The organism is Shewanella sp. 6_MG-2023, assembly GCF_030547195.1.
In the GTDB taxonomy this organism is placed as follows: Bacteria; Pseudomonadota; Gammaproteobacteria; order Enterobacterales; family Shewanellaceae; genus Shewanella.
This window is the reverse complement of record NZ_JAUOQU010000014.1, coordinates 13,221-32,367: the sequence shown is the minus strand read 5'-3', so window position 1 is coordinate 32,367 and position 19,147 is coordinate 13,221. Positions and strand designations below refer to the sequence as shown.

General features: G+C 42.1%; 19 protein-coding genes. 16 read left to right on the top strand and 3 right to left on the bottom strand.

Features of this window, described 5'->3' with window-relative positions; genetic code table 11:
* Positions 1-10: 10 nt before the first annotated feature.
* Positions 11-238 (top strand): 30S ribosomal protein S18, encoded by a 228-nt coding sequence (gene rpsR, locus Q4533_RS09955; RefSeq protein ID WP_055023454.1) that lies wholly within the window; start codon positions 11-13, stop codon positions 236-238.
* A 30-nt stretch (positions 239-268) separates the two neighbouring features.
* Positions 269-721 carry a 50S ribosomal protein L9 gene (rplI, locus tag Q4533_RS09950; RefSeq protein WP_076539126.1) on the top strand — a complete coding sequence of 151 codons (453 nt, stop codon included), beginning with the start codon at positions 269-271 and terminating at the stop codon, positions 719-721.
* A gap of 145 nt (positions 722-866) precedes the next feature.
* On the opposite strand, the gene Q4533_RS09945 is transcribed toward rplI, so the two are convergent.
* The gene (locus tag Q4533_RS09945) at positions 867-3,065 is read right to left on the bottom strand and encodes a S46 family peptidase (RefSeq protein ID WP_102440116.1); all 2,199 of its coding nucleotides are present in this window, start codon (positions 3,063-3,065) and stop codon (positions 867-869) included.
* A gap of 153 nt (positions 3,066-3,218) precedes the next feature.
* On the opposite strand from Q4533_RS09945, the gene dnaB reads away from it, so the two are divergent.
* From dnaB to Q4533_RS09915, 6 genes are all read left to right on the top strand, one after another.
* On the top strand, positions 3,219-4,628 hold the full coding sequence (dnaB, locus tag Q4533_RS09940) for a replicative DNA helicase (RefSeq protein WP_076539121.1): 1,410 nt from the start codon (positions 3,219-3,221) through the stop codon (positions 4,626-4,628).
* Between the two features lie 126 nt (positions 4,629-4,754).
* On the top strand, positions 4,755-5,846 hold the full coding sequence (gene alr, locus Q4533_RS09935) for an alanine racemase (protein ID WP_102440117.1): 1,092 nt from the start codon (positions 4,755-4,757) through the stop codon (positions 5,844-5,846).
* 69 nt (positions 5,847-5,915) lie between these two features.
* A complete protein-coding gene (locus Q4533_RS09930; protein WP_102475898.1) occupies positions 5,916-7,301 on the top strand; it encodes a hypothetical protein in 1,386 nt (461 codons plus the stop codon).
* Between the two features lie 127 nt (positions 7,302-7,428).
* Positions 7,429-8,454, top strand: coding sequence for a tRNA dihydrouridine(20/20a) synthase DusA (gene dusA, locus Q4533_RS09925; protein WP_102520509.1), 1,026 nt, complete (start codon positions 7,429-7,431; stop codon positions 8,452-8,454).
* A 259-nt stretch (positions 8,455-8,713) separates the two neighbouring features.
* Positions 8,714-9,049: a hypothetical protein gene (locus tag Q4533_RS09920; RefSeq protein WP_303502681.1), complete on the top strand. Its 336-nt coding sequence runs from the start codon at positions 8,714-8,716 to the stop codon at positions 9,047-9,049.
* Positions 9,050-9,228: 179 nt separating this feature from the next.
* Positions 9,229-9,435, top strand: a complete 207-nt coding sequence (locus Q4533_RS09915; protein WP_102439957.1) for a PspC domain-containing protein — start codon at positions 9,229-9,231, stop codon at positions 9,433-9,435.
* Between the two features lie 122 nt (positions 9,436-9,557).
* On the opposite strand, the gene Q4533_RS09910 is transcribed toward Q4533_RS09915, so the two are convergent.
* Positions 9,558-10,295, bottom strand: coding sequence for an enoyl-CoA hydratase (locus tag Q4533_RS09910; RefSeq protein WP_102439956.1), 738 nt, complete (start codon positions 10,293-10,295; stop codon positions 9,558-9,560).
* Positions 10,296-10,330: 35 nt separating this feature from the next.
* On the opposite strand from Q4533_RS09910, the gene Q4533_RS09905 reads away from it, so the two are divergent.
* From Q4533_RS09905 to Q4533_RS09895, 3 genes are read left to right on the top strand one after another with little or no spacing between them, the layout of a single operon-like run.
* A complete protein-coding gene (locus tag Q4533_RS09905) occupies positions 10,331-10,816 on the top strand; it encodes a copper chaperone PCu(A)C (RefSeq protein ID WP_102439955.1) in 486 nt (161 codons plus the stop codon).
* 12 nt (positions 10,817-10,828) lie between these two features.
* On the top strand, positions 10,829-11,800 hold the full coding sequence (locus Q4533_RS09900; RefSeq protein ID WP_102439954.1) for a DUF2333 family protein: 972 nt from the start codon (positions 10,829-10,831) through the stop codon (positions 11,798-11,800).
* Between the two features lie 2 nt (positions 11,801-11,802).
* Positions 11,803-12,555, top strand: a complete 753-nt coding sequence (locus tag Q4533_RS09895; RefSeq protein ID WP_303502680.1) for a TIGR04219 family outer membrane beta-barrel protein — start codon at positions 11,803-11,805, stop codon at positions 12,553-12,555.
* A 103-nt stretch (positions 12,556-12,658) separates the two neighbouring features.
* Here the strand turns inward: Q4533_RS09895 and tolC are convergent, their stop codons facing one another.
* Positions 12,659-13,966 (bottom strand): outer membrane channel protein TolC, encoded by a 1,308-nt coding sequence (tolC, locus tag Q4533_RS09890; protein ID WP_102439952.1) that lies wholly within the window; start codon positions 13,964-13,966, stop codon positions 12,659-12,661.
* A 452-nt stretch (positions 13,967-14,418) separates the two neighbouring features.
* On the opposite strand from tolC, the gene nudF reads away from it, so the two are divergent.
* The 5 genes from nudF to parE all read left to right on the top strand — a co-directional run bounded on the left by nudF (position 14,419) and on the right by parE (position 19,025).
* A complete protein-coding gene (gene nudF, locus Q4533_RS09885; RefSeq protein WP_102475901.1) occupies positions 14,419-15,039 on the top strand; it encodes an ADP-ribose diphosphatase in 621 nt (206 codons plus the stop codon).
* A 78-nt stretch (positions 15,040-15,117) separates the two neighbouring features.
* Complete coding sequence (locus Q4533_RS09880; RefSeq protein WP_303502679.1) at positions 15,118-15,552, top strand: DUF1249 domain-containing protein; 435 nt, start codon at positions 15,118-15,120, stop codon at positions 15,550-15,552.
* 39 nt (positions 15,553-15,591) lie between these two features.
* Positions 15,592-16,431, top strand: a complete 840-nt coding sequence (gene cpdA / locus Q4533_RS09875) for a 3',5'-cyclic-AMP phosphodiesterase (RefSeq protein ID WP_076539079.1) — start codon at positions 15,592-15,594, stop codon at positions 16,429-16,431.
* Positions 16,432-16,506: 75 nt separating this feature from the next.
* Positions 16,507-17,082, top strand: a complete 576-nt coding sequence (locus Q4533_RS09870) for a YqiA/YcfP family alpha/beta fold hydrolase (protein WP_102439948.1) — start codon at positions 16,507-16,509, stop codon at positions 17,080-17,082.
* A gap of 56 nt (positions 17,083-17,138) precedes the next feature.
* Positions 17,139-19,025: a DNA topoisomerase IV subunit B gene (parE, locus tag Q4533_RS09865; RefSeq protein ID WP_102439947.1), complete on the top strand. Its 1,887-nt coding sequence runs from the start codon at positions 17,139-17,141 to the stop codon at positions 19,023-19,025.
* The last annotated feature ends 122 nt before the right edge of the window (positions 19,026-19,147 follow it).

Below are 19,147 nucleotides of genomic sequence, written 5' to 3'. Positions count from 1 at the left end.
GACTGTCAACATGGCACGTTATTTCCGTCGTCGCAAGTTCTGTCGTTTCACCTCTGAAGGTGTTGCAGAAATTGATTACAAAGATATCGTTACTTTAAAAAACTACGTAACTGAAAGCGGTAAGATTGTTCCTAGCCGTATTACTGGTACTAGTGCTAAATATCAACGCCAACTAGCTCGCGCGATTAAGCGTGCTCGTTATCTTTCTCTACTGCCTTACACTGATTTACATCAGTAATCGCAGTATTTAAATCAGAGGAATTAGATAATGAACGTTATTCTGCTTGATAAAATCGCTAACCTAGGCAACTTAGGTGACCAAGTTGCTGTTAAAGCTGGTTATGCTCGTAACTTCCTTTTGCCACAAGGCAAAGCTGTTATCGCTAATGACGAAAACGTTAAAGTTTTCGAAGCACGTCGCGCTGAATTAGAAGCTAAATTAGCTGCTGAATTAAGTGTTTGTACTGCTCGCGCTGAAAAGCTTGCTGCATTAGAGTCAGTTGTTATCGCTTCTAAAGCTGGTGACGAAGGTAAATTATTCGGTTCAGTGGGCAACCGCGACATCGCTGATGCAGTTACTGCAGCAGGCGTTGAGCTAGCTAAAGCTGAAGTACGTCTACCTTTAGGTGCTTTACGCAACCTAGGTGACTTTGAAGTTGAAGTTCAACTTCACACTGAAGTTAAATCAGTAGTTAAAATCTCTGTTGTTGCAGAAGATTAATAGCTCATTGATTTAAATAAAAACACCGCCAATTGGCGGTGTTTTTTTATGTCTTAATTTTAGGCTTTTAAGGCTTCAGCTTTACCTGTAATGAGAGTGGTCAGGGTCACCCCAAGCTCGTTTGCACAAGTTGGGGCGTGATACTCTAATTTCTTACTAGCTCTAACTCATCAATCAAGTTTTGGGCGTGATCAACTTTATCCATCATCCATAGGATGTAACGAAAGTCTACGTGTACTGCACGGGTTATCGTTGGGTTAAAGAACCAATCTTTAGTAATCGCCTCGTAAGTTGAATCAAAGTTCAAACCTACTAACTCACCTTTACCGTTAAATACCGGTGAACCTGAGTTACCACCTGTAGTGTCAACACTGGATAAGAAGTTAACCGGCACTGAGTTAAATTCTTCTGGCGTATCTAAACAAGAGAATAAACGACAAATCCATGAGCGTGGATCTTGATAAACCGATGCGACAGAGTGCTCACCGTTATCATTGGCTTTAATTGCCGTTAATAGCTTTTGTGGCGCGTTATATGGATCTTCGCCAGTATGTTTAGCCACTATGCCTTCGAGACGGGTAAAAGGCTGCTTATAGAGTGCATCTGCAGACTGATAACCATCGACCATGCCGTAGGTGATCCGTAAGGTGCGATTGGCATCTGGATACACAGGCCAGTCATTGGCTTTGTAATAGCTGATGATGGCTTTCATGTATTCAGGGCGAGCGGTTGATAACTTACCTTTTAAAGTGTTTTCGGCTTTTTCCTGTGCCATGTTGGTGTCGTGCAGCGCTACCGCTAAGCGAATAAACGGATCTGAGCTGGTTTCAAAGGCTTGGGCGTCTTTGTCCATCCAAGCTAAACGCTGCTCTTTATCCATTAAAGTGGTTAAGGCGTAATAGGCATCTAATTTTGCTGATAATGCCTCAGCATCAGAGATCTTATTCAGTGCGTTATCAAGAATTTCAACGCGCTGATTTTGCCCCATGTAAGCGTTCAAGTCTTGTAGCCACAAGGTTTTATCGACACTGGCATCAAAACTTCTATCAAGGCGTTTTAAGTTAGCGGCAAACATTTTCATATCACGCTGCTGAAACCCTTGCTCACGCTCTGCATCGGGCAGTTGTTTTTCTTTGGCTAAACGATAGAGCTTTTTAGCTGCGGCAAGTATTGCACTTGATTGGGCATTATTAAAATAATAGTCAGTTTGAATGAGGTTATTTTGCTCAGCCAGTAATGCTTCTAATTCACCAATCAATTGATGGTTAGCATTGGCGTCTTTTTTAAGCCAAGCTAAGAAGTTATCTTCACGTGATTGTTTGATACCGACAATATCTGTGGCTTTAAAACCATCGAGTAACCCGTTCAGTTTTTTCATTCTGTTTGCCATGGAGGCAAGGTTACCGGCGTATTTAATCGCAATGGCGTTATTGTCGGCAGCCATTTGATTAATGGTGTCGATTTGCAGTTGATAGCGCTTAGCGTAGGTTGGATACATCCAATCACTGGCAAACTCTAACTCGCTGGTTAGGCGGTAACGACTGGTCGCTCCCGGATAGCCTGCGGCAAACACGCCATCTCCGGCTTTAACGCCATCAGCATTTATTTTAAGATAACTTTTTGGCTGATAAGGCACATTGTCTTCGGCATAACTTGCCGGCTGACCGTCTTTGCCCACATAGGCACGTAAGAAGGTAAAATCGCCCGAGTGGCGTGGGTATTCATAGTTATCAATATCGCCGCCAAAAGCCCCTACGCTTTCAGGTGGTGCGTATACTAGTCTGACATCACGAATAATGAGTTGTTTAATTAAGTAATACTCAAGTCCATTATGAAAGCTGCTGACTGAACAACGGTAGTTTTCGTCGGTTTCGCAGTCTTTGATTAATGCTTTACGGTTTGATTGGATATCTTCATAACGGCTAAGAGGATCGCGACTTAAATTCGCATTCACTTGAGAAGTGACATCCGTTACCTTCTCAGTGATGTATAATCGCTCATTAGGGCCTGCTGATGGCTCCTCTTTTTTAGTATTAGCTAGAAAGCCGTCTGCTAAGTAATTATGTTCAGTTTTGCTGTTATATTGGATGGCTCGATAGGCACAATGGTGATTGGTCACAACTAAGCCTTGGGGAGAGACAAAACTGGCGGTACAATAGCCCAGACCCACAACCGCATTCATTGGATACTGGGTTAAATCTGCAAGCTGTTTAGCAGGAATATCGATGCCGCGTTGTGCTAATTTATCTGCAATAGAAGGCATTTGATAGGGTTGCCACTGACCTTCATCGGCATAGGCAAATCCAGAAGACAGCACAAGGGCTGCAACGAGTGCATAACGCATGTTCTTTCCTTATTTTTTATTATTTATTGTTGTTATTTATTCTGATTGTTTATCCGTGTTGGGATAAATGTTACGCGATATCATTGTACTACATGTTTGCATGACCTCGGTGTTATACCATATTTACAAACAGGTTGGGAATTGGGAGTTTTAATGTCACAGAAAGGTCCTTTTAAAGCCAGAGAAAGGTTCAAAGATGCTCAAGTTGATGCGCTGAAATTACCGCCGCATTCAATTGAAGCTGAGCAATCGGTTCTTGGTGGGTTGATGCTTGATGCTGAGGCCTGGGATAGAGTGGCTGAAGCGCTTGTGCCCGAAGATTTTTATTCTCGCTCCCATCGGATGATTTACGCTGCGATGAGCCGTTTGGTTGAAAGCAGTCACCCGATTGATTTGATCACCGTATCAGAGCGCCTGGAAGTTGAAGATCAACTTGAAGACGCTGGCGGCTTTGCTTACTTAGGTGAAATTGCCAAAAACACCCCGAGTGCGGGTAATATTTTATCTTATGCCGATATTGTACGTGAACGAGCTGTTGTACGTGACATGATTGGTGTTGCCCATGAAATTGCTGATGCAGGCTATAACCCTGAGGGTCGTAACTCCAGTGATTTACTGGATTTAGCGGAAACTAAAGTTTTTAAAATTGCTGAGTCGCGTGCTAATGCCAACGAAGGCCCTGAAGGGATTAAATCGATCCTTGAAAAAACCGTCGACAAAATTGAGCAGTTATACAATAACCCCCATAACGGTGTGACCGGTGTATCAAGTGGTTTTACCGATCTTGATAAAATGACCGCCGGCTTCCAATCGGGTGACCTTGTTATTGTGGCGGCACGTCCTTCAATGGGTAAAACCACCTTTGCGATGAACTTGTGTGAACAAGCAGCCATGAATGAAGATAAACCTGTGCTTATTTTCAGTTTAGAGATGCCATCAGAACAAATTATGATGCGTATGCTGGCATCACTTGGCCGGGTTGATCAAACTAAAATTCGTACCGGTCAGTTAGATGATGAAGATTGGGCGCGTGTTTCTTCAACCATGGGGATTATGCTTGAGCAAGGCAAAATGTATATCGATGACGGTTCAGGCTTAACGCCGACAGAAGTGCGAAGTCGTGCCCGTCGTATTGCGCGTGAGTATGGCGGTTTATCAATGATCATGATTGATTACTTGCAGTTAATGCAGGTGCCTTCATTAAAAGATAACCGTACCTTAGAAATTGCAGAAATCTCGCGCTCACTTAAATCCTTAGCCAAAGAACTAGAGATCCCGGTCATTGCGTTATCACAGCTTAACCGCTCGTTGGAGCAACGTGCTGATAAGCGCCCAGTTAACTCTGACTTACGTGAATCAGGTTCAATTGAGCAAGATGCGGATTTGATCATGTTTATTTATCGTGATGAAGTGTATAACGATGATTCAGAACAAAAAGGTGTCGCTGAAATCATTATTGGTAAACAACGTAACGGCCCGATTGGCCGCGTGCCGCTGGCGTTCCAAGGCCAGTTCTCGCGTTTTGATAATTATTCTGGCGCACAAGTCTTTGATGAAGATTAATCTCATCAGATAGGTATTTAGTCTTTGCGTTAGTCGTACCGAAAGCCTCTGTTTTAACGCAGAGGCTCATTTTTTAGTCTTGTGTTGCCCAATTATTTGAATGAAGCAATCTGTAAGGTTAGTTATTTGAAACCATTTCCCCGTGCTGAAATTAGTCGTAAAGCTTTGCAAGCTAACCTTGCAAGGCTGCGTGAAATTGCGCCCAACAGTAAAGTCATGGCTGTGGTTAAAGCCAATGGTTATGGGCATGGCTTGCTCAACGTGGCCGAGTCTGTCGCTGACTGTATTGACTGCGCCGATGGATTTGGACTGGCGCGACTTGAAGAAGCGCTTGAATTACGCCAAGGCGGTGTTAACGCTAAGCTACTGTTGCTTGAAGGTTGTTTTCGTCAATCTGACTTACCCACATTAGTTGAGCATAAAATTGATACCGTGGTGCATCATGAGTCGCAATTGGTGATGTTAGAGCAATCGACACTTACTGCGCCCATTACCGTCTGGCTTAAAATTGATACAGGCATGCATCGTTTAGGCTTTGGTATTGAACAATTCAAGGCTGTTTATCAACGCTTAATGGCTTGCCCACAAGTTGCCAAACCTATTCATTTAATGACCCATTTTGCTTGTGCCGATGAGCCTGATAACCCCTTAACCCAAGTGCAAATTGATGCTTTTCAGCAGTTGATTAACGATTTACCTGGCGATCGAACGTTAGCTAATTCTGCCGCTACGTTATTTTGGCCTCAAAGCCAGTGTGACTGGATAAGACCAGGTATCGCACTCTATGGGGTATCGCCTGTACTGGGTGATAAAGGTGTTCATCATGGGCTAGTTCCCGCAATGGAGTTAGTGTCAAACCTTATTGCGGTACGTGAGCATAAAGCCGGACAAAGTGTTGGCTATGGCGCTTATTGGACTGCAAAACAAGATACTCGTCTAGGCGTGGTTGCCATAGGTTATGGCGATGGTTATCCGCGCAATGCCCCTGAAGGTACCCCCGTGTTGCTTAATGGCCGCAGAGTGCCCATTGTTGGTCGAGTCTCTATGGACATGCTGACCGTTGATTTGGGGCTTGATGCAACTGATAAGGTCGGGGATTCAGTGCAGCTGTGGGGTAAAGGGCTCGCTGTAGAAGAAGTGGCAGAGCACATTGGCACCATTGCTTATGAGTTAGTAACTAAACTCACCCCAAGAGTCGTGGTTGATTTACAAGATTAATCTCAATTTAATTAATGGTTTATAGCCTAGAGCTTGAATCTTAAATTAGTCATAGATAGGAAGTGTTAAGTGCAGTTGTATAAATCAGTCGTTATGATTTATTGCGTGTTTTTTAGTATCGACAGTGTCGCCCAGTCTGAAGCTATTCACTCCGTAATTTCAAATGATCCAGAGTATGTGACTGCCAGTAAAACCACAACGAGTCATCGCCCTGATACGGAAGTGGTTGTAGAGACTGAGCTTATTTCTGAGATAAACCCACAGTCACAGCAACAAAATACTGCTGAAAAGCCGTCTGCGGTAACGCCCTCTGAAAAAGCACTGTCTCCAGAATTTGTCGCTGTGCCAATTGTCTTTTCAACTGAGACCTTGAGCACCACATTCGGCGCAGCAGGTGTCCTAAAGCATGCCGGTCAACCGCAAGCCGTAGCATTAGGCATTGGCTTATACTCTGCCAATGACAGTTGGCTAAGTTATGCAGGTTTTTATCATTATCAATTGCCAGAGCTTGATCAATGGTTATTTAGTGCCGAATTGTTTCGTGGTCATTACGAGCAAGGGATATATTACTTGCCCAATAGTGACCTATACGAGCCAAAAGCCAATGACATCAGTCGAGTCATTAGTGTCGGGGATGAAGGCTTTAACAAACTGACCATGGAATATGTATTACCCATCGCCAGAGGTAAGCATGGCGCTGCAAACGCGCTTGGGAAAAACACCACACCAATTAGCTGGAACCCATTAGAGTCAGGTGTTAGCTCTATCAGCTTAACCCCGTTTAGCAAGTATCGAGAGCTTGAAGCATTAGCCTATTTAGCCGACGAAGCCCGTGGTGTTGAGCTTGCTTTTAATTGGGATAACCGCGATGCCAAACTAAATAGCACCGAGGGTGGTCAAACAAATCTAACCATCACCAAAGGCTTTAGTGTCGATGATGATCCAAGCTGGTTGATGTGGGAATTTGAACAAAGCGCATTTATGTCTTTTGGGAGTAACAGTTGGTTTGAGCAACAAGTGCTCGGGATTAATTTCTACTTAGCGGATACCCCAAGTTGGGAGCAAGATTATAAACAACAGCAATTTCAGCAGCCTCCTAGTTTTGCTGGGGTGTCATTAGGTGGCTTTGATCGTTTGCGCGGTTACTCTTCAAAGCAGTTTACTGGCCGCAGCGCAGTCAATTATGCCCTAGAGTATCGAGTCACACCTCAATGGCAGCCACTACAATCACTGCCGGTGTTTAATCTATATAACATTCCTTGGTGGCAGTGGGTATTATTTGCCGAAGCTGGCAATGTGGCTGATGAATTTACTTTAACTGAACTGCATGATGATATGAAAACTAACTACGGCGCAGGCATACGTTTTGAAGTTGAAGGTATAGTGATAAGAACCGACTTTGTTACTGGCGGTGATGAAAGTCAGTTTTGGGTTATGGTTAATCAAGCATTTTAGTTTCTTGGTGATGAAATTAGTGGCTGCTGATATTAATTAGCCGTTTGTTAATGATATAATCACTAGTTCGTTTTTTAGTAAGCATCATATTTTATTAATCGTTGATTTTCTTCGATAAGGTACCATTTTGGCTCTAACAACACTCAACCGCTCGCTTTCTATCGCTCCCATGCTCGATTGGACCGATAGGCATTACCGTTACTTTGCGCGCCTGATGTCTGCACATACTGTGCTTTATACCGAAATGGTGACGACAGGGGCGATCATTCATGGTCAGGCTGATTACTTAGCTTATAACCAAGAAGAGCATCCGCTTGCTTTGCAGCTTGGTGGGTCTAACCCTAAAGATTTAGCCACCTGTGCCAAACTGGCTTTTGAGCGCGGTTATGATGAAATCAATTTAAATGTGGGTTGTCCATCAGATAGAGTCCAAAGCGGACGGTTTGGCGCTTGTTTGATGGCTGAGCCTAAGTTAGTTGCAGAATGTGTTGATGCCATGAAGCAAGTTGCTGATATCCCTGTGACGGTTAAAACCCGTATTGGTATCGATGAGCAAGACAGTTATGAATTTCTCACCGAATTTGTTGATACGGTTAAAGCTATTGGTTGCGATACTTTTATTGTCCATGCCAGAAAAGCGTGGTTACAAGGGTTAAGCCCAAAAGAAAATCGTGAAATTCCAGAGCTTAACTATGAGCGGGTGTATCAATTAAAGCGGGATTATGCTGATTTAAATATCAGTATTAATGGCGGCGTTAAAACCATTGAAGATTCATTGGTGCATTTACAGCAATTAGATGGGGTGATGATCGGCCGTGAAGCGTACCAAAACCCTTATATATTAGCTGAAGTGGATCAACGTATTTACGGTGACGACAAAGCTGTGTTAACTCGTGAGCAAGTGATTGAACAAATGGTGCCCTACATTGAGCAGCATATACAGTCAGGCGGGCGTTTAAACCACATCACTCGTCACATGATTGGCTTATTTCAAGGCCTACCTGGCTCAAGGGGCTGGCGTAGATATCTTAGTGAAAACGCTCATAAGCCGGGTGCGGGTGTTGAGGTTATTTGGGATGCGGTTGAGAAAATGCATCAAAGTAGGCCGCCTGCTGATGTGACTTTCTACCCTAATAACATGAGTAATGATTAAGTCTTTATTCGTTAAAAATAGCGTCTCATTGAGGCGCTTTTTTTATGCCTGTAGCTTAGCTAATTAAGTATTAGCTAAATTCACTATCAGGATGGTGAAAATGACTAATTGTTTGATTATTGTTCAGTGGCTGTTGTGAGCCTGTTTTTGTCTAAAGTTAATATAACTACTACTAATCAGTCGTTTATATTGTTTTTTAAAACTTGGCACGTAGCTTGTAATAACCATGGTGTACCCAACATTAGGAAAGGAAAACATCATGTTTAACTCAATATCAAATGAAAATTCACTGGTTAGTTCATCATCTACAACAAGCAATCGCATGTTTAAGAAACTGGCATTAATTGCTGTTATCGCCACCGCAAGTATTGGTGCTCAAGCAAATGAACTTAATAGTGCTGACATGGTAGAGGTATTAGAAGCTCGTTTGACTGATGCAACCACTGAAATGCTACAAACTGCGAGACAAGAAATTAGCTTGAGCTTACATAGCCAAATTGCTGAACAAGTTTTTGAGTTAAACAGCTCGCTTGAAATGACTGACGATGTAATAGCAACACAATCAGACACTGCTTTAGCAAGCAATGAGGACTGATTTATGGATTTAATGATGATATTTCATTTAGCTGATCCATTAACTTCTTTACTACTGCTTCCTGTTTTTAGCTTTATCGCATGCTCGATAATGATATGTGGGTTGCAGTGGTACCAATTTAATAGCGTCAAGGCAATGTCTGCTGAACTGGCTTCAATGGAGATCGCAGGAGAACAAAAATGAACTTAACAGACTTAGAAAAATGGTTAACAACCGATGACAGTTTGATATGTGGCGCATCACACGGATTAGCAAAACAATTTGGCTGGTCAGTATTGTGGACCCGAGTGTTAACCCTAGTGGCAATTTTAATGAGCCCTAGCATCGGACTCATTGGTTACTTTGTGACTGCCATTATCATGACCCAGAAAAAATCCAGATATTAAACTGAAGTATGAACGCTGCTGTCGTTCAAGATTAGTTCAGCATTATCATTCATACTTCAGTGTTAAATGACTATTTTACTGGTTTATCCCAGCGTAAATGATATCAATGCTTAAACCAGAGACTACTTCGTTAAAAAAGCTTGGAACCGAGCTTTGGCCTCATCACTTTTTAGTCTTTCACTAAACAACACTAACTCTTTAAGCATTTGTTGTTTCACTTCAGCTTGGTTATGCCTTAATAACTGTTTAGATGCCTGCAGCGCCAACGGTGGCTGAGCTGCTAATTTCTTTGCTTGTGATAATACAAAATCATCTAATTGTGATTGCTCAACCACTTGGTTGATAATATTTAATTCTTTTGCGGTGCTGGCAGTAAAGCTTTCACCTAATAAGATAAGTTCAGCCGCTTTTTGCTGCCCGACAATGAGCGGAAGTAACAAGCTTGATGCTGCTTCTGGTACCAAGGCGAGATTGACAAAAGGTAGCTGAAATGTAGCGCTGTTATCGGCATAAACCAAATCGCAATGCAGTAATAAAGTGGTACCAATGCCCACAGCTGCGCCAGATACTGCGGCTATCAATGGCTTTTTTATCTCAAGGATACAATGCAAAAATTGCACTGTGGGATGGGTTTCATTTAACTCGCCGCTGTTGAGGAAATCGCTAATATCATTACCCGATGTGAAACAATTGCCTTCGCCTCGTAACATAAAGGCGCGAATTGCATTGTCGTGCTCACCTTGGATCAGGTATTCTGTAAGCTGTTGGTACATTTTAAGATTAAAGGCATTTCGTTTTTCAGGACGATTGAAACTGATAATACGTACGCCTTGATCATCCTTTATCTGAATCTGACTCATAGGCTGTTTTCCTTCGGGAAGCGACTAGGGTGTACATGGAGTTTAAGACATTGAAAGCGATATTCAAACAGCTGTTTAGTTTTTTAGTTTTAACCACATTTTCTATTTCGGCCACTGCGGGCATTATGCTTTCAGAAGGCCATGTTAGAGCCATGCCTGCCAGTGTGCCCAACACCGCAGCTTATCTTACTTTAATGAACCATTCAGATAACACTGCTACATTAGTCTCTGTGACTACACCAGTGGCAAAAGAAGCCCAATTACATACCCTAATTGAAGAAAATGGCATTGTGAAAATGCGCCAAGTTGAAGGGTTTGATATAGAATCACATGGCAGCTTAACATTGCAACCATCGGGTGATCACATCATGCTGTTGTCACTGGTTAAGCCGTTAACCGTCGGTGATAAAGTACCATTAACATTAACTTTTGCTGATGGTCAGCAGTTAAATATTGAATTAATGGTTGATAAAAAGGCGAGTACTGATCAGCAAGAAAGCCATCATCACCATCATCATTAAGGAGTTGTATTGATGCAAATCACAAGGAAAAAAATTTTTAGTGTCATAGGGATTATTCTATTAATCGGCTATGTCATTGCGGTTTGGTGGAGCATTGAGCCAGACATCCTAGAGCCCGAAACGCTACAAAATGAACGTGGCGAGCACGTTATTGGCTACGCGACAACTTCTTCACTGATAGACACTCTCGAAAGCTTATTGGACAAACCAGGTGGCTGGCTTTCCAACGATATTATGCCGCCATCAGTGATGATGGATAATATGCCAGCATTTGAGTTTGGTGCATTAGAGCAGTCTCGCGATTTAGCGCTGATTATGCGTAAAGAGTTTAGTCGCTCACAATCTCAATCGACAGCAGATAGCGATTTACTGGCTGCGCATTCAAAACTTAATATTGAGCATACCAGTTGGTTGGTGCCTAGCGCTGAAGGCGAGTACCGTGAAGCGATAAAATTACTGAAACTTTACCGCGCTAAAATCAGTGATACCGAAAACAGTAATGCCCAGTTTTACGCTCGCGCAGACAACCTCAATGAATGGCTTAAAGAAGTGCAAAAACGTTTAGGCAGTATCTCACAACGGCTGTCTGCCAGTGTTGGTCAAGAGCGTTTAAATACTGATTTAGCCGGTGATTCTACTGCAAGGCAATCAACGCCATCGCTCGCCAGTTCAGAAATTAAAACCAGCTGGTGGAAAATTGATGATGTGCTTTATGAAAGCCGAGGCAGTGCTTGGGCTTTGCTTAATTTCATGAAGGCAATTGAAGTTGATTTTGCAGATGTACTGGAAAAGAAAAATGCTGAGGTGAGTTTACGACAAATTATTCGTGAACTTGAAGCCACTCAGCAAACTGTTTGGAGCCCAATGGTGCTGAACGGAGATGGTTTTGGTTTAGTCGCCAACCATTCATTAGTCATGGCTAACTATATTTCCCGCGCGAATGCTGCGGTAATCGATTTAACTAACTTACTCTCTCAGGGATAATGATGAAAAAGACACTTCTTGCCACCAGTTTATTGGGTTTATTAAGCATCTCTTCAGCGCAAGCTGCAACTGTGCTTGGTTTTAAAGTCGGTGGTGATTATTGGCAAGCTGACACCAGCGGCTCATTCAATAGTGACGATGGTGTAGGGCAAACTTATAACTATGACTCTGATGCACAGGGCAGTGTATGGATTGCTTTTGAGCACCCAATTCCGTTAGTGCCTAACGTTAAAATTCGTGAAAACCGTTTAGAAGGTAAAGGCAAGCAAACTGATTCAAACTTTTTCTTTAACGATATTTCTATCGATGGCGCTTCTACTGCTTATAATGATCTAAGTAATACGGATTTCGTATTTTATTACGAAATTCTAGACAATGATTTAGTAGCTTTAGATTTAGGTGCTGCCTACAAGCAAATGCATGGTTCAATAAGAATTAATGGCACTACCGATGCTGGTTCTGCAATTTCTTCAGAAGTCGATGTGGATAGCGGTATTGTTATGCTTTACGGTAGTGCTGAAGTGGGCGTGCCAGGGCTGGGTTTATATGCATTTGCTGATGTCATGCTAGGCATTGATGAGTCAAATGTTTATGACTACAACGCTGGTTTAGGTTGGAAATTTGATGGTGTTGCTTTAGACACGGCAATCCGAGTGGGTTACCGCGAGTTCAAATTTGATGTTGATGATTTTTCTCGCACAACTCAGAATATGTCGTTTAAAGGTGCCTTTGCCGGTGTTGAACTGACATTCTAAAGACTGAATAAGCGTTATAAATGCCCAATAAAAAACCGCCATTTGGCGGTTTTTTTGTTGCCTGAATAAGGCATCAGCAATAGGGCTTACTCAGTAACAAAGGTTATTCTGAAATAAGGCCATTGTTAATTGAGATGATATCGTCTTCGTTTAAAGTACCGGCTGCTTGTTTAAGAGCAAGGATTGAAGTGATATAGCCGTAACGAGCATCAGACAGTTGACGCTTTGAATCGTATAAATCACGAGTACGGTTTAATACATCAACAATGGTACGCGTGCCCACTTCAAAACCTGCTTGAGTGGCTTTTAAAGCACTTTCAGAAGATATAACAGATTGCTCGTAAGCGCGGATAGAGCTGATTGACGCTCCGACATTGTTAAAGTTATTGCGTACATTTTTAACCACACTACGGTGAGTTTGCTCAAGCAGTTCACTGGCTTCAACATATTGATATTGAGCTTGCTTTACTTGTGACGAAACTTTAAAGCCTTCAAAAATCGGTACGCTTAAGGTAATGCCAATGTTGGCATTGTCGTAATCAAGACCTGGGTTTTGATCAAAGCCTTTAGTGTAACCAGCGCCCAAGTTTAATGATGGCATATGGCCAGCTTTAAAAAGGCTAATGGTTTCACTGGCAATATCACGGCCAATACGTTGGGTCATTAAATCAATACTGTTGGTTTCTGCAATTTTTAACCATTCAGCTGAGGTTGTTGGCGAGGTTGCGCCAGCAGAAAAGCGGGTCGTATCTAGAATGTTAATTGACTTGTGATCTATACCTGTGATTTCACGTAATGCTTCGTAACTGTTTGCTAAGGTATTTTCGGCCAAAATCTCAGTGGCTGAGGCTAAATCATATTGCGCTTGAGCTTCATGAACGTCGGTAATCGCGGTAAGACCTACTGCAAAACGTTGCTTAGTTTGCTCCAATTGACGCTCAATCGCACGTTTTTCAGCACCTTGGAACTCAAAGTTATCTTTTGCGGTTAATACAGCAAAGTATGCATCAGTTACACGGATAATTAATGATTGTAACGTTGATGCATAAGCTGAGTCAGCTTGTGATGCTGCCATTTCAGCTAAATCTAAACCGACCCAAGCGCTGTGATCATAAATAACTTGGTTTAAGCTGATACCACCAGTAAAGCCATCTGGCTTGTTGGTGTCCTGACCATCTTCTTTATTCCATGCCTTTGAGTAACCCACGTTGGCACTAATAGTCGGCAGTAAAGGCGCACGGTTTTCTTCAATGCTTTCGTATAATGCATCGCGCTGAGCTTGTGCTTGCAGTACTACGGTGTCACTGGTAAGTGCTTGTTGATAAATTTGCAGTAAATCGTCAGCATTTGCCGCAGGTGCAGCAACTGCTAATGTTAGCGCTGCGTATATTGAACTAATTTTAAATTTCATTTGCTGCCCTTTTAGACAATATCTCCATCAATGGAGGAAAAATAATTTTGGTGTTTACGGTACTCATTATTAAGTAAGCATCATTTAGTACTATCGCACTTGCTTAAAATCCTGAGTTGTCGCTATGCAGCGAGGATCTGTTCATCTTTCTAGCTTAAATTTTACAGTGTTTCAGTAACATTTATTGCTACGGATAATGCATTAATTGGTATGAAAAATGCCAATGTTACATTTATTGCTCAATTACCTAGATAGATTTTAGCTGTTGTTGCAAAAATAACCATGAAAGATCAACAGACTCTGCTGTATATCGTGAAAAAGGTTATCATTTCTAAGGCAAATATCAACTTTCAAGTTGTAACAGACTTTATTAAAATCCCCTGCTTAAATATAACCACCGTATAATAGTGTATGAAATATTTTAAAGGGCTTACAAATTGTAAGAAAAAAATATGAAAAATAATGAAATACTTGCACAGTTTAACGCTGAAACAGATGTTGAAATCATTGATACTAAAACCGTTTTTAAAGGCTTTTTTCAAGTGGATGAATATCAATTTAAGCATAAACTTTTTGACGGTGGTTGGAGTGAGGTTGTCTCTCGTGAAGTATTTGAAAGGGGTAATGCGGTTGTGGTACTGCCCTATGATCCAGTCACTCATCAAGTCGTCCTTATCGAGCAAATACGCTTACCTGCAATAGGGACCACCAATTCTGTTTGGCTACTTGAATTGGTTGCAGGTATGATCGCCGCTGACGAGGTGGCCGAAGAGGTTGCCCATCGAGAGTTAATGGAAGAGACAGGGCTTAGTGCCACTGAAATGCATTTCGTTAATAGCTTTCTGGCGACACCAGGTGGTTCATCTGAACGATTTTATTTTTACTGGGCTAAAGTTGATGCCAGTAAAGCCCAAGGCATACACGGCCTTGAATATGAGCATGAAGATATAAAAGTGCATGTGGTCGATTTTGATGTCGCCATGGATATGGTCAACAATGGCCGTATTGATAATGCCTCTACCGTGATTGGTCTACAATGGTTGGCATTAAACTTAGATAAAGTGACCTCATAGCCGTTCAATCAGCACACTGGCTAAGCGGCTTATCATCAATATTTAAGCGTAATGTAAAGCTAATTAAAGAGGTTTGAATTGAGTCAGCAAGTAACCAAAAATAAGTACCAGCCAAACGTGAGTGCTTTTTTAGCATTGTGCGGCCGTAATTATGCGCTGATTTTGAAATGGTTACCTGAAGATGGTGAAATTAATGAGCCTTGGACTGTTAAAGGCCAATTTGGGCTATTAGATATCACGATTATTGAAAATACTAAATATACACAACTAATTGAAATAAAGCGGCATTTACCCACAGATAACTTCCTTACCACACCTAAAGCATGTGTGCGAGTCTATCATGATGCTCAATTAGCAGAAGTGTTAACTAGTCAACAGATTTATCGATTAAAAGCAGTGTATGATTATCCAAATGTACATATGCATCAAACGGATGAGAAATATCAAGTTAATGCATTTTTGGAAGAGCTACTTAAGATTGGATGCCGTCCCCAGCATCTATGTTCGACATAGTTCTGCTACATTGAATTAATTTATGTCTAGGATTAATTAGTGCTAAAAGAGCCAGTGAGTTACCCCATCGCTGAAACGGATGTCGTCAGGCTGATTCAAGTCACTGATCCTCATCTATTTGCCGATCCAGAAGCGCAGCTTTTAGGGGTGAATACGGCTGCCAGTTTTCAGGCGGTACTAGACACTTTTTTAGCATCAGATCAGCAAGCTGACATCATGTTGGCCTCTGGCGATATCAGCCAAGACTACTCTCCTCAGTCATACCAGCATTTTTCAAATGCAGTTACAAAACTCGATATGCCTTGTCATTATTTACCGGGTAATCATGATGACCCACGCTTGATGAGCTTGCATATGCAGGGCAAACAATTGTTTGGTCAGCAGCGCATTATCATTGGTAACTGGCAAATATTGATGTTGGACTCAACAGTGCGTGGTAAACCGGGTGGCTTTATGGCTGAAGATCAATTTAAATTGATTGATGCTGCTATCAAAGCTGATCCTGAGAAACACGTGTTACTGGTTATGCACCATAATCCCATTTTAGTGCAGTGCAGCTGGCTTGATCAGCATTGCATGATTAATGGCGATAACTTTTTACAGCGCATGGGGGAATACCCTCAAGTGAAAGCCGCGCTATGGGGCCATGTGCATCAAGCTATTGATAGTGAATATCAAGGCGCCAATGGTGCTATTCACTTAATGGCGACCCCGTCAACTTGTATACAATTTAAGCCAAAATCTTCTTATTTTGCCCTAGATGGACTTCAACCCGGCTATCGTTTGCTGGAGCTAGCTAGCAATGGTAGCATTCATACTAATGTTTATCGGGTGCCTGGCGAAAACTTCTCTCCAGATAATGATGCGAGCGGTTATTAGACGTTTTTTCGTTATTGGTTAACTTGATATTCATTCTGCTGTTGGAATTTCAATATCACCTTAGCGAGAGGAAATATGCTGCTCTATATACATGGATTTAATAGTTCACCTCTTTCAGATAAAGCCAAGGAAACGGCTGACTATATAAAACAACGTTTTCCGGATTACCCTTTTCACCAACCTCAACTTCCTTCATCACCTAAAGCGGCGATGACCTTGTTATGTGGTATTGTGGAACAAGCGAAAGCCGAAGGTGAACCGTTAACCTACATTGGATCGTCTTTAGGTGGGTACTTTGCTAGCTATTTAGCTGAACAATATGGCGGTAAAGCAGTGTTGATAAACCCTGCAGTAAAACCCTTTGAATTGTTTGATGGGTTTTTAGGGCCGCAATATAACCCCTATACCGATGAACATTACCAAGTATTACCGCAACATAAACTTGATGTTGCTGAATATAATACTGAAGTCATTCGTCGCCCAGATAGATTTTTAGTTTTTTTGCAAACTGGCGATGAAGTGTTAGATTATCGTCAAGCATTATCGAAATATCATTGTTGTCAGCTTCATTTAGAGGCCAACGGTGACCACAGTTTTATTGGCTACAAAAATCAGCTAGATAAGATATGTGATTTTTTACAAATTAAATAACAAGTATTCTTTTCGGCCTGTAATATTGGGCCAATAATTGACCAAATGTGTGGACTATGAGCAATCAATATACTTCTGACGCTATCGAGGTTCTTAATGGACTCGACCCTGTTAAACGCCGTCCTGGTATGTACACCGACACCACCAGGCCGAATCATTTAGGTCAAGAAGTTATCGACAACAGTGTCGATGAAGCGCTCGCCGGTCACGCCTCAAAAATTGAAGTAGTATTGCACGCCGATAATTCATTGGAAGTGACTGATGATGGCCGTGGTATGCCTGTGGATATTCACCCTGAAGAAGGTATTCCTGGGGTTGAATTGATCCTCACTAAATTGCACGCCGGTGGTAAGTTCTCGAATAAAAATTACCAATTCTCTGGTGGTTTGCACGGGGTAGGTATTTCGGTGGTGAATGCCTTATCGACTCGGGTTGAAATTACCGTTCGTCGTGATGCTCAAGTGTATGATATGGCATTTGAAAATGGTGACAAGGTCGAAGACTTACGTGTTACCGGCACCTGTGGTCGTCGTAATACCGGTACCCGAGTTCATTTTTGGCCAGATGCCAGTTATTTTGACTCAGGTAACTTCTCGCTTACTAAGCTACTTTATTTATTGCGGGCTAAAGCTGTGCTTTGCCCTGGTTTACGGATTAAGTTTAGCAATAAGCAAAACGGTGAAGTACATGAGTGGTTTTACGAAAGTGGCTTAACTGATTACTTAAAAGAAGCGGTAAAAGATTCGGTCTTGTTACCTGAAGAGCCATTCATTGGTAGTTTTACCGGTAAAATGGACGCGGCAGAGTGGGCCATTACTTGGCTACCTGAAGGTGGAGATAGTTTGTATGAAAGTTACGTTAACTTGATCCCTACGCCACTTGGCGGGACTCACGTTAATGGTTTCAGACAAGGCTTATTGGAGTCGATGCGCGAGTTCTGCGAGTTTCGTAATCTGGTGCCTCGAGGCATTAAGCTCTCACCTGAAGATATTTGGGATAAAGCCTCATTTATTTTATCTATCAAAATGCAGGACCCACAATTTTCCGGTCAAACTAAAGAGAAGCTTTCAAGCCGTCAAAGCTCTGCCTTTGTTTCTGGTATTGTTCGTGATGCTTTCTCGCTATGGCTTAACTCTAATACCGAGCAAGCTGAACAATTAGCTGAACTTTGTATTAACAATGCTCAAAAACGCTTAAAAGCGGCTAAAAAAGTAGCCCGTAAAAAAGTTACTTCAGGGCCGGCTTTACCGGGTAAATTAACTGATTGTAGTGGCCAAGACCCAATGCGCGGTGAGCTATTTCTAGTGGAGGGTGACTCTGCGGGTGGTAGTGCTAAACAGGCGCGCGATCGTGAGTTTCAAGCGATTATGCCCCTTAGAGGTAAGATTTTAAATACCTGGGAAGTGGACGCGTCACAGGTATTAGCCTCGCAAGAAGTACATGATATCTCAGTCGCTATAGGCTGCGATCCAGACAGTGCTGATATTTCAGAGTTACGCTACGGCAAAATTTGTATTCTTGCTGATGCCGACTCCGACGGTCTGCATATTGCGACCCTATTATGTGCTTTATTTATGAAGCATTATCGTGTGTTGGTCGAGAAAGGCCATGTGTATATTGCAATGCCACCGCTGTTTCGTATCGATTTAGGCAAAGAAGTTTTTTATGCTTTAGATGAAGATGAAAAAAACGGTATATTAGACCGAATTGTGGCAGAAAAGAAAAAAGGCAAAGTGCAAGTCACTCGTTTCAAAGGTCTAGGTGAGATGAACCCATTGCAACTGCGAGAAACCACAATGGATCCTAATACCCGCCGTTTGGTGCAATTAACCATTGATGATAATGAAGACACAGTCGCACTCATGGATATGTTACTTGCGAAAAAGCGCTCGCCAGATCGTAAAATCTGGTTAGAGTCTAAAGGTGATCTAGCTCAGCTGTAATTTACTCAGTTTTATGCCCATAACAATTGCCCATAACGATTGCTGATAGCAATTGCTTATAACAACAATGAAGGCAAAAATTACTAAGATGTCGAACATAAAATTTAAAATGGACTTTAAGC

Excerpts from the sequence above, each read along its gene's own strand:
- rpsR (WP_055023454.1), top strand. The coding sequence starts at position 11 with ATGGCACGTTATTTCCGTCGTCGCAAGTTCTGTCGTTTCACCTCTGAA.
- rplI (WP_076539126.1), top strand. The coding sequence starts at position 269 with ATGAACGTTATTCTGCTTGATAAAATCGCTAACCTAGGCAACTTAGGT.
- Q4533_RS09945 (WP_102440116.1), bottom strand. The coding sequence starts at position 3,065 with ATGCGTTATGCACTCGTTGCAGCCCTTGTGCTGTCTTCTGGATTTGCC.
- dnaB (WP_076539121.1), top strand. The coding sequence starts at position 3,219 with ATGTCACAGAAAGGTCCTTTTAAAGCCAGAGAAAGGTTCAAAGATGCT.
- Q4533_RS09920 (WP_303502681.1), top strand. The coding sequence starts at position 8,714 with ATGTTTAACTCAATATCAAATGAAAATTCACTGGTTAGTTCATCATCT.
- Q4533_RS09915 (WP_102439957.1), top strand. The coding sequence starts at position 9,229 with ATGAACTTAACAGACTTAGAAAAATGGTTAACAACCGATGACAGTTTG.
- Q4533_RS09910 (WP_102439956.1), bottom strand. The coding sequence starts at position 10,295 with ATGAGTCAGATTCAGATAAAGGATGATCAAGGCGTACGTATTATCAGT.
- Q4533_RS09905 (WP_102439955.1), top strand. The coding sequence starts at position 10,331 with ATGGAGTTTAAGACATTGAAAGCGATATTCAAACAGCTGTTTAGTTTT.
- Q4533_RS09900 (WP_102439954.1), top strand. The coding sequence starts at position 10,829 with ATGCAAATCACAAGGAAAAAAATTTTTAGTGTCATAGGGATTATTCTA.
- Q4533_RS09895 (WP_303502680.1), top strand. The coding sequence starts at position 11,803 with ATGAAAAAGACACTTCTTGCCACCAGTTTATTGGGTTTATTAAGCATC.
- tolC (WP_102439952.1), bottom strand. The coding sequence starts at position 13,966 with ATGAAATTTAAAATTAGTTCAATATACGCAGCGCTAACATTAGCAGTT.
- nudF (WP_102475901.1), top strand. The coding sequence starts at position 14,419 with ATGAAAAATAATGAAATACTTGCACAGTTTAACGCTGAAACAGATGTT.
- Q4533_RS09870 (WP_102439948.1), top strand. The coding sequence starts at position 16,507 with ATGCTGCTCTATATACATGGATTTAATAGTTCACCTCTTTCAGATAAA.
- parE (WP_102439947.1), top strand. The coding sequence starts at position 17,139 with ATGAGCAATCAATATACTTCTGACGCTATCGAGGTTCTTAATGGACTC.